The 9,969-nt window shown below is 47.3% G+C and carries 4 protein-coding genes; all 4 read left to right on the top strand.

All coding sequences use genetic code 11. From position 1 onward, the window contains the following. The first annotated feature begins 972 nt into the window (after positions 1-972). Positions 973-2,175: a tyrosine--tRNA ligase gene (gene tyrS / locus PHF32_07710; protein ID MDD4560601.1), complete on the top strand. Its 1,203-nt coding sequence runs from the start codon at positions 973-975 to the stop codon at positions 2,173-2,175. Positions 2,176-2,184: 9 nt separating this feature from the next. Beyond that, on the top strand, positions 2,185-2,823 hold the full coding sequence (locus PHF32_07705) for a site-2 protease family protein (GenBank protein MDD4560600.1): 639 nt from the start codon (positions 2,185-2,187) through the stop codon (positions 2,821-2,823). Between the two features lie 61 nt (positions 2,824-2,884). Next, positions 2,885-4,306, top strand: a complete 1,422-nt coding sequence (glnA, locus tag PHF32_07700) for a type I glutamate--ammonia ligase (GenBank protein ID MDD4560599.1) — start codon at positions 2,885-2,887, stop codon at positions 4,304-4,306. Positions 4,307-4,367: 61 nt separating this feature from the next. Beyond that, positions 4,368-9,848, top strand: coding sequence for a C25 family cysteine peptidase (locus PHF32_07695; protein MDD4560598.1), 5,481 nt, complete (start codon positions 4,368-4,370; stop codon positions 9,846-9,848). Positions 9,849-9,969: the final 121 nt, after the last annotated feature.

The following is a 9,969-nucleotide window of genomic DNA, read 5'->3' as shown; positions in this document are numbered from 1 at the left end:
TCTCTTGATCGGCGAAGGTTATGGTTTGCTTTTCCATGAACAGCTCCTGTGTTGTTATAGAGACAATATAACCTACGCATCTGATTTGTCAAGTATTATTTATCTATACTTTTTGTCCACTTCTATGTGCAACGGTCTTATGAAAACTCACTTTATCCATAACCGTGTCTTTGGTTCACTTAAGCAAATGATGGCAGATATGGTAGATGTGTTTGCGGACTTGAAAAACGACACAATATCATCCTTGTGCCGCTGCAGCTATCTAGAATTATGACATTACAATATGAACTCTGTATAACATAGGTGTCTTGTTACTCCAGTGCATTGTTTAGGTCAACTTCACTGTGCTTCTCCTGTGCTCCATCGCTTGCCGAAGCAGATATCATCGGGTGTTCATCGAGTGAGCACTAGATGATAACGGCTTTATATCTGGTTCGGCACTGATTGAAACAGGGAGGAAGAATAGCAGGCAGAGTACGCAGATAGCGTAGATTTTTGTGTCCGCAAGATGGTGAATAATGGAGTAACAAGCCTTTACCTAATCAGAACTGGCCTCTTGCTCTGAGGCTTTTGGACTTCATTGATACTCAGTGCTGAGAAGCATTGGTGTGGAAAACTGCATTTGCCGCAAAGACCGAAGGTCTTCTCTTGTAAATGGCTCCGCTACTTCTGCTAAATAAGAGTTTGGCAGTCCAGAGATGGCAGCTGCAATTATCGTAACAGAGCTTTCCGATTGTAATGGAGCTTTCAGAAGCTTCGAATAGAGGATTCCGATCCTCCGAAAGAATGAGACGTAGCATCTGGAATGTTACGAGAAAACTCCTGCAGCATCGAAGAAAGAAGAGAGCGAACGCAGAGAAGTATCAGGCTTAAAAGAATGGGAAGAATTTCTCCAGCTTCACTATACTTGACAAGAAAAGCCTTCCCCTGCATTATGCACATCTATCGCAAATCCTTATAGGAAGAGACACAATGAGTTTTGAACATGAAATGAAAATTATTACAAAAAGCGTGGAGGAAATCATCCCGCTGGATGAGCTGAAAGGCAAGCTGGCAAAAAGTGCCAAGAGCGGAAAACCGCTCCGCATCAAATACGGTATCGATCCCACCGGTTTCGATATCCACATCGGCCATCTGGTGCCAATCCGCAAGATGCGGGATTTTCAGGATTTAGGCCACACCGGCGTCATCATTATCGGGGATTTTACCGCCCAGATCGGTGATCCCACCGGCAGAGACGATTCCAGACCTCCGCTCACGCATGAGCAGGTGAAGATAAACAGCGAAAAATATATGGATCAGCTCTTTACTATTCTAAAACCGGAACAGACAGAGATCCGCTATCAAAGTGAATGGTTTGGCGGCATGGGTATGGCAGACGTGCTCAAGCTTTTGGGTAAGTTTACCTTAGCACAATTCATGGCGCACGATACCTTCCGCAATCGTTATGAACAGGGGCTTTCCCTGGGCATGCACGAGCTGATGTATCCGGTCTTGCAGGGCTACGATTCCGTGGCCATCGAAAGCGATGTGGAACTGGGCGCAACGGAACAGAAGTTCAACATCCTCTGTGGGCGCGACATGCAGCGTTATTTTGGCATGGAACAGCAGATCGCTGTGCTTTCGCCAATCCTTTTGGGCACCGATGGTGTGAATAAAATGGGTAAATCCCTGAATAATTATATCGCTGTTTTTGATGTTCCTGCGGATAAATATGGCAAAGTGATGAGCATCCCGGACAGCCTGATTATGAACTACTACAACTATGCCACATCCTACGATACAGACCGCTTGGAACAAGTAAAGCAAGAGCTGGCAAAAGGCACCAATCCCATGGTTTTGAAGAAACAACTGGCGTGGGAGATCGTGAAGCTATATCATGGTGAAGAAGAAGCACAGAAGGCGCAGGAAGGTTTTGAGAACCTCTTTTCAAAAAAGGAAATCCCGGAGGATATACCGGAATATGAAGTTAGCGAAACCAGTATGAAATTGGCACAACTATTGGTGCAGAGCGGATTGTGTTCCAGTAACTCAGAAGCCAAGCGCTTGATCCAAGGCGGCGGGGTAAGTCTGGATGGCGAAAAGATCAGTGTATTTGATGCCGAGGTGGAGATCAGGGACGCTGCAATCCTGCGTGCCGGCAAACGTAAGTTCTTGAAACTAAAGAAGGTTTAGGGTAGGAATTTGAATCTACAAAGTATTATCTCAAACACTGCAATCATTTTGTTGGTGTTCTACAGCATCATCATCCATGAAGTGAGTCATGCCTTTGCCGCCTTTGCTTTGGGTGACGATTCGGCACAGCGGGCGGGGCGCCTTAGCTTCAACCCTAGAAAGCACATCGATATCTTTGGAACTGTGATTCTTCCCTTGATCCTCTATTTTAGCGCCGGTTTTATCTATGGTTATGCCAAACCCGTGCCGTTCAATCCCTACAATTTTCGAAATCTAAAGCGTGATTCCGGGCTTACTGCGCTTGCTGGTCCGGCTTCAAACATCCTCATCGCCATCGTGCTGAGTGTTATCTTCCACTTGCTGGCGGCTTTTCCGGCGCTACAGCATGTGTTGTGGTACGTAATCTTTCTAAACCTGCTTTTGGCTTTCTTCAACCTCATTCCCGTGCCACCCTTGGATGGATCCAAGGTGCTGGGTATTTTCCTCACGGATGAGGCTTATTTTAAGTGGACGGCGCAGGAACGCAAGGGGATGATCTATCTTTTTGCCTTCATTATTATTTCCAATCTCTTGGGACTCAACCTGATCGGTAAAATAGTGCTGCCTCCGGTTACTTTCATTATGCGGCTGATGGGGTTGCCGCTGTAAGCTTGCATCAGAACCTCAGCAGATAACAAACAAAATATATATATATATATATGGAGAAGATATGGACCTAAAGAAAGTTCAAAAAATGATCGCTGAAAACGAGGTGAAAGCGATCGACCTGAAGTATGTCGGCCTTGACGGCAAGTGGTATCACATCACTTTCCCGGCCAGAAGATTGGAGAACGTGCTATCTCGCGGCGTGGCCTTCGACGGCTCTTCCATCCCTGGAATGAGAAGCGTTGAAAGTGGCGATATGGTTTTGATGCCGGATATCAGCACCGCACAGATAGACCCCTTTTACGAAGTACCAACATTGCGTATGATCTGCTCTATCTGCGATGCTGATACTCGCATCGGCATAAAAAAGGATCCCCGCAGTGTGGCGCTGAGAGCCCATGAATACATGAAAAGCACCAAGATTGCGGATATATCCACATGGATTCCGGAGCTTGAGTACCATCTCTTTGATACTGTGCAGTTCTATTCCGACAGCTTTTCCAGCGGTTACAACATCACTTCCAGCGAATGTAAAGATGCTCTTCCCGAAGACTATGACGACATGGATGGTGTAAGCCGCCAGGATATTAAAGGCTACCATGCAGACACTCCCTTCGACCGGTTCTACGAGATACGTCAGGAAATGGTAGATCACATGGAAGAAGCAGGCATTAAAGTGCGCTACCATCACCATGAAGTGGGGCTTTCATCGCAACAAGAGATCGAAACAGAACTCTTGGAATTCCCCAAAATCTGTGATGATACCATGGTAATGAAGGACATCATCCGCAGAACGGCGCTGGAATATGGCCTTACCGCCACTTTCATGCCCAAGCCTGTCTTCAATCATGCCGGAAACGGAATGCACTTCCACATGATGCTGCACAAAAACGGCAAGAATATATTCTATAAAAAGGGCGGATATGCCGATCTCTCCAAAGAAGCCATCTGGTTTATCGGCGGCATCCTCTATCACGGCCGCGCCCTGGTGGCATTCACCAATCCATCCACGAACAGTTTCAAACGCCTCTTACCCGGATTTGAAGCACCGGTAAAGCTCTTCTACGGGCTTGCTAATCGCTCAGCTGCCATCCGAATTCCCAAGTATGCGAACAGCCCGGAGGAAAAACGCTTTGAATTCCGTACGGGAGACGCAACCTGCAATCCCTATCTGGCCATGAGTGCGATTCTGATGGCAGGTTTGGACGGCATTAAAAACAAGATTGATCCTAAAAAGCATAACTTGGGGCCCTTCGATGACAATGTATTTGCCTGGAGTGAAGAGAAAAAATCCAGCCTGTTGTCCATTCCCGCCAATCTGGCAGAAGCTATGCAGGCCCTGCAGGACGATCATGACTTTTTGCTGACCGGGAATGTATTTAATGAAGAGTTGATTAGTAGCCACATCCAGCTGAAACTAGCAGAACATGAGGCGATGACGGCACGTCCTCACCCTCATGAAATGATGCTATACTATAATCTGTAAAGAAATAGGAACAATACTTGCATTGAAATACTGATAAATCTAATCCGACAGAGGATAGCCAATGAAAAGATCAATAGTGCTAATACTATTGAGCCTGATGTGCGGGCTCGCTTTTAGCTCCGAAGCAGAAATATCTCCGACTTCGTTCAAATCTGCTTTTGAGATTAGCCACCGAAGTTCACAAAATATGGACTTAGAGTTTCATCTTCCACAATTTCAGGTGACACCCCAAATGGTGGGCTCTCAAAGCTTCCACCGGATAGAACTACCCGGTGCAGCTACACTGATGCAAAGTGGTATGCCTGAATTGCCCGTTATCACCACTACTATAGCTATTCCGTATCAGGGCACTGTAAATGTAGAAGTGTTATCATCAGATCAGAGTATTATCAGTGAATTCAATGCTTACCCTCTGCAACAAGGGTCGGAGCTGGAAAGCCCCAAATCCTTCATTCAAAATACACAATATTACAGCAGTGGCGGGCAATATCCCGCCGCTGCGGTTGAATACAGCGATCCCATGATCCTACGTGACTTCAGGATTATCACTCTGCAGGTGAATCCCTTTAGCTACAATGCAGAAAGCCAAGAACTTACGGTGCACAACAATATCTCTCTGCGCCTGAGTTTCGATGCTGAACCGGGAATAAACGAATTATCCGCACCGGTGCAGTATATATCTCCCGCTTTTGACAAGACCTATGCTTCGATTATTCAGAACTATGACGATTATAGAGATCTGTTGATAGCAAACACTCCACCCCGTTATCTGATAATCCATGGTCAATCCTCGGACAACCTGTTTAATGTTGCTTTGAACGCTTATGTTACCTGGAAGCGTCAAAAAGGTGCTGATGTAGATGTAGTTCCCACCGGTTCATCTGGGGCAGGATCCAATACTTCCAGCATCCAAAGCTATATTCGAGGTCGGTACAACAACCTGGAGACGCGGCCGGACTACGTGATCCTGATCGGAGATACCCAGGGCAGCTTTCCCATTCCAGCATTCACGAACAACTCCGGTGCTACCGACTATCCTTATACGCACATGAACACTGGGGATATGCTTGGCGATATCTTTATCGGCAGAATCTCTGTAGCCGACGTTAGCCAGTTTCTGGTGGTACTGAATAAGATCTATCTATATGAGAAAGATATCAATGTGGATCAGGCAGATTGGCTGAACCACATGCTCCTAGTTGGCGATAACGATCCTTCCGGAATATCAACCATGTACCTTAGTAAATACATCAAAGAGATGGCCTTGGAGGTGAATCCGGATAATACTTTCACAGAGCTATATGGCCCAACCTTCAGTGCATTTACCACAGGCATTACCACCGCGTTTAACGAAGGTATCAGCTTTTACAGTTTCCGCGGATATATAGATTTTAGTCCACCCTCTGCGGGCTCTCTGTATAATGGCCAGAAACTGCCACATGCTGTCACTATCACTTGTGCTACAGGAAACTTTGATTCCAGTAGCCCCTCTGAGACAGAGGATATGATACGTCAAGGCACCACTGCTGCCCCGAAAGGAACTGTTACTGCCATCGGTATGAGCACATCCAGCACTCACACTACATTCAACAATGTCTTGCATGGTGGTATCTTTGAGGGTATTTTTGCCCGGGATATGCGTACCATGGGTGAAGCTGCCCTACACGGCAAACTGTATATTAATCAGATCTTCGGTATTTCATCCCCATTAAACGCAGAGAAATTTGCCCACTGGTGCAACCTGATGGGAGATCCTACCATGGAAGTGTTTACGGGAATACCGGATCAATTCCAGATGCAAACCGAAGGTGAGATTCCCTTAGGACTAAAGCTTTTGGATGTGGCAATCACGGATACTCTTAGTCAAGCCCCGGTGGAGGGTGCGTCTGTAGTGCTTTCCCTAGATTCCGACATTCTTTCCCGTGGTTATACCGATGCAGAGGGCAATGTGATCCTTGTTCTTCCAGACACTATGCTTGCCGGAGAAGCCATTATTACCGTTTCCAAGCACAATTATAAACCCTTGCAACGCTATATCAATATCGTGAACGTGCCTACTCTGGTTGCAGGCAATATCGTTATCGATGACGCCACTTCCAGCTTGCCAAACGGGGTAGCCAATGCCGGTGAGACTGTGAATGCATATTTTGGACTGCGCAATACCGGGCAGGACACTATATCCGGTATTAGCGGAACCGTGACTTGCGATAGCCCTTGGATAAACATCCCGAACCCAGCCATCACTTATGGAGATATTCCCGGCGGAGCTACTTTGGACAGCACAAATCCTTTGGTGATTGAGCTTAGTCCTGCCACTCCGAACGGCACAATGCTGCGCATCCACTTGAATCTCAGTGCTGGAGAGGGAAACAGCTATCAAGTATCCGAATTCATCTCTGTACAATCTCCAGTTATCGAGGTATCCACGCAGACAATTTTCGGAGACATGGATGCAGATACCGATTCTGCGGCTCCCCTCAGCCCTGAAGACGGGATACTCGATCCCGGAGAAATGGCTCAATTGGTTTTGGGATTGAGCAATGCAAGTACGGTACCAGTCACTGGTCTTTCTGCCAAGCTCTACACCCGCAACGACTTGCTATCTGTGCAAAGTGATCTGGCTGAAGTAGGCGATCTCAGCGAAACCGGACAGATCAATACAGTCACTTTCTCAGTCTGGCTCAGGCCACAAACCCTCGTTGGAATGCAAATTCCCCTCTATGTGAAACTATATAATGATGCTGGATTTGAGCAGATCGTGGATTTCAGTATTACAGCGGGTAGTCCTGATTCGGACAATCCTCTGGGTCCGGATGAATACGGTTATGTGATCTATGATGATACCGACGGCGCACCCGACGAAATTGCGGGATATAACTGGGTATCGATCTCCCCGAATAGTGGTGGCTTTGGTACTCCTCTGCCTATCTCCGACATTCTCAATGGTTCTGATGAAGGTGATCAAGTGGGAGCCCAATCTCTGGCAGTAGTAGATTTGCCCTTCCCCTTCCGCTTTTATGGCAAATACTATACTCAGATTACTGTTTGCTCAAACGGCTTTATCGCTTTGGGTGTAACCGAGAACGCCGAATTCCGTAATTTCCGTCTGCCCGGCGCTATGGGTCCCAGCCCGATGATTGCCCCCTTCTGGGATGATCTCGCTACTCACTCAGGAAGCGGGATATACACCCTCTTCGACCGTCGTAACCATGCCTTTATAGTTGAATGGAACAACCTCCTAAACGGAGGTAATGGTACATCTCCAGAAACCTTCCAGGTGATCCTGTATGACCAATCCGTATATAACACCAGTTTGGGCGACGGCCCCATCAAATTCCAATATCATACTTTTAATAATGTGGATTCGCAATCCGGCTCAGAGCACGGCAACTATTGCACCATAGGAATTGAAGATCACACCGGTACCCGCGGCTTGGAATATACGTTCAACAACACTTACCCTCAAACCTGTGCTCCGCTGAGCAGTGGAAAAGCACTGTTCATTTCCAATGTACCCACATATTACGAGGCTGCAAACTTGTTAATAGCAGAGACTTATACCACAGACCCGAACAATGTGATTGAACCCGGAGAGTTCGTGAATATGGGCATCCTGCTGGAAAACACCGGAAACATCATAGCTGAGGACATTATGGCTACTTTGAGTACGGACAGCCCCTATATAAACTTTATCAACGCCAGCTCGGACTATTTTCCGCTACAGCCGGGAGAAAACGGTGTAAACCGCTACGCCTACAGATTTACTGTAAGCGAAGACTGCCCTTCAGATGAGCTGATTAATTTCAACTTACATGTACAAACCGATGAAGCGGAATGGAACCATGCCTTAAGCATCAGGGTGGAAGCGCCCAAATTGCGTTATCACTCTTATATGATAAACGATTACCATGCCAATTTCGATGGTGTGATCAATCCCAGCGAAGCAGTGCAACTGATTGTGAACCTGCAAAACACAACCGACGTACAGGCTAGCGAGGTCACAGCAACTCTGACCAGCGAAGTACCAAATCTGGTAATAGGCAATCCCCATATTTCCGGTATCAACGTCGGTGCCAATCAGATCATGCAATTGGCCTTCAATCTGGATTTCAGCGGGGTTGATACATCTCTGGAAAACATACCGCTAAACTTCAGTGCTTATCCCCTGGGAGGAGAAGGTGCGGAAGCACAGTTGAATCTGCCTTTCAATCAACCCAATGTGGCACAAAATTTCGATTTCAGCAATGGCAATTTCGTTTCTGAGACTGGCTGGACCTGGGGAATTCCCCAAAACGTGGAAGCCCACAGCGGCAGCAAGGTATGGGGCACCAACCTTCAGGGACAGTATCCGATCAACGTTCAATACCATCTCTACACTCCCCGCTATACTCTGGAAACGGGGAGCCAGCTAAGCTTTATGCACTATTATGGCACCGAACCCGATTTCGACGGAGTGAACCTTGCCATATCCACAAATAACGGTAATAGCTGGACTATCCTGACACCTGCAGGAGGATACGACAACACCGCAATAGTGGGATTGAACATGGAAGCAGGTTGGACCGGCAACAGCAATGCCTGGGTGCCAGCAACCTTTGACCTGAGCGCTTACGACAACCAAGAGGTTATGTTCCGTTTCCGTTTGGGCTCAAATGGTGCCACCAACGGCATCGGCTGGTATATAGACGACTTCTTGCTTACAAATGTGAATCTGAAAACCGGATTCCTGTATGGTTCGCTATCTGCCAGTTCCGGACTCGATCCCGCCAAAGCTACCGTGATGTCCACGAGCAGATATGCCACCAGACCCAATTCTGATGGTAATTACAAGCTCTTCCTACCCAATGGAACTCACTCGGTTTCGGCCTTAATGGAACATCACCAAAGTTCAAACTACAATAACTTCCAAATCTCGCCCGAGAACCCGGTCGTAAGCACGGACTTCGTGCTAATCGACCTGCCGGGAGTAAGTGAATTGGATTACGAGCTCAGCGAAAACTCGGTGGATTTGGAACTTTCTTGGCAAGCTCCGGTGGATCCGGTTCTGAGCATTAGCGGATACAGAGTATACAAACGCTTCAATTCCGGTCCCTTCGAACTGGTTCAGGAGTCCTCTGCTATGTCATTCAGCGAATCCCGTCCTCAGATCGGTTATTACTATTATTACGTGTGCGCCGTCTATGCTGGCGAAGAAGGGACTCCTTCTCAGACCTTGCTGATCGGAAATCCCTATTCCGACACTCAGGAAAACGAGAGTCCCTCACTGGTTACCGGTCTTGCGGGGAACTATCCCAATCCCTTCAATCCCACTACCACCATCGCTTTCAGCCTGGCTGAAGCGGGTCCCGCAAAGCTGTTTATCTACAACATCAAGGGACAGTTGGTACGGCAATTGGCAAATAGCGATTTCAATGCCGGCAAACACTTTCTAGTGTGGGACGGCCGTGATAACGGTGGGCATCCGGTATCTTCCGGATTGTACTTCTACCGCTTGTCAGCAAGAAACTACAGCAAGACCCGGAAGATGATCCTGATGAAATAGTATCAACCCTCCATAATACACAGCCCCGGATGCTAATTACGGGGCTTGTTTACTTTTACGCAGCAAAGTGGAAGCGCCGTCTCTCTCGCCTCTCTGTACTTTGAGCAGTGCCGAAGCAGAT

This window comes from Candidatus Cloacimonadota bacterium, assembly GCA_028706475.1.
Taxonomy (GTDB): Bacteria; Cloacimonadota; Cloacimonadia; order Cloacimonadales; family Cloacimonadaceae; genus UBA5456.
Note: the sequence above shows the minus strand (reverse complement) of the source record. Positions and strands in the feature narration are given on the sequence as shown.

Excerpts from the sequence above, each read along its gene's own strand:
- tyrS (MDD4560601.1), top strand. The coding sequence starts at position 973 with ATGAGTTTTGAACATGAAATGAAAATTATTACAAAAAGCGTGGAGGAA.
- glnA (MDD4560599.1), top strand. The coding sequence starts at position 2,885 with ATGGACCTAAAGAAAGTTCAAAAAATGATCGCTGAAAACGAGGTGAAA.
- PHF32_07695 (MDD4560598.1), top strand. The coding sequence starts at position 4,368 with ATGAAAAGATCAATAGTGCTAATACTATTGAGCCTGATGTGCGGGCTC.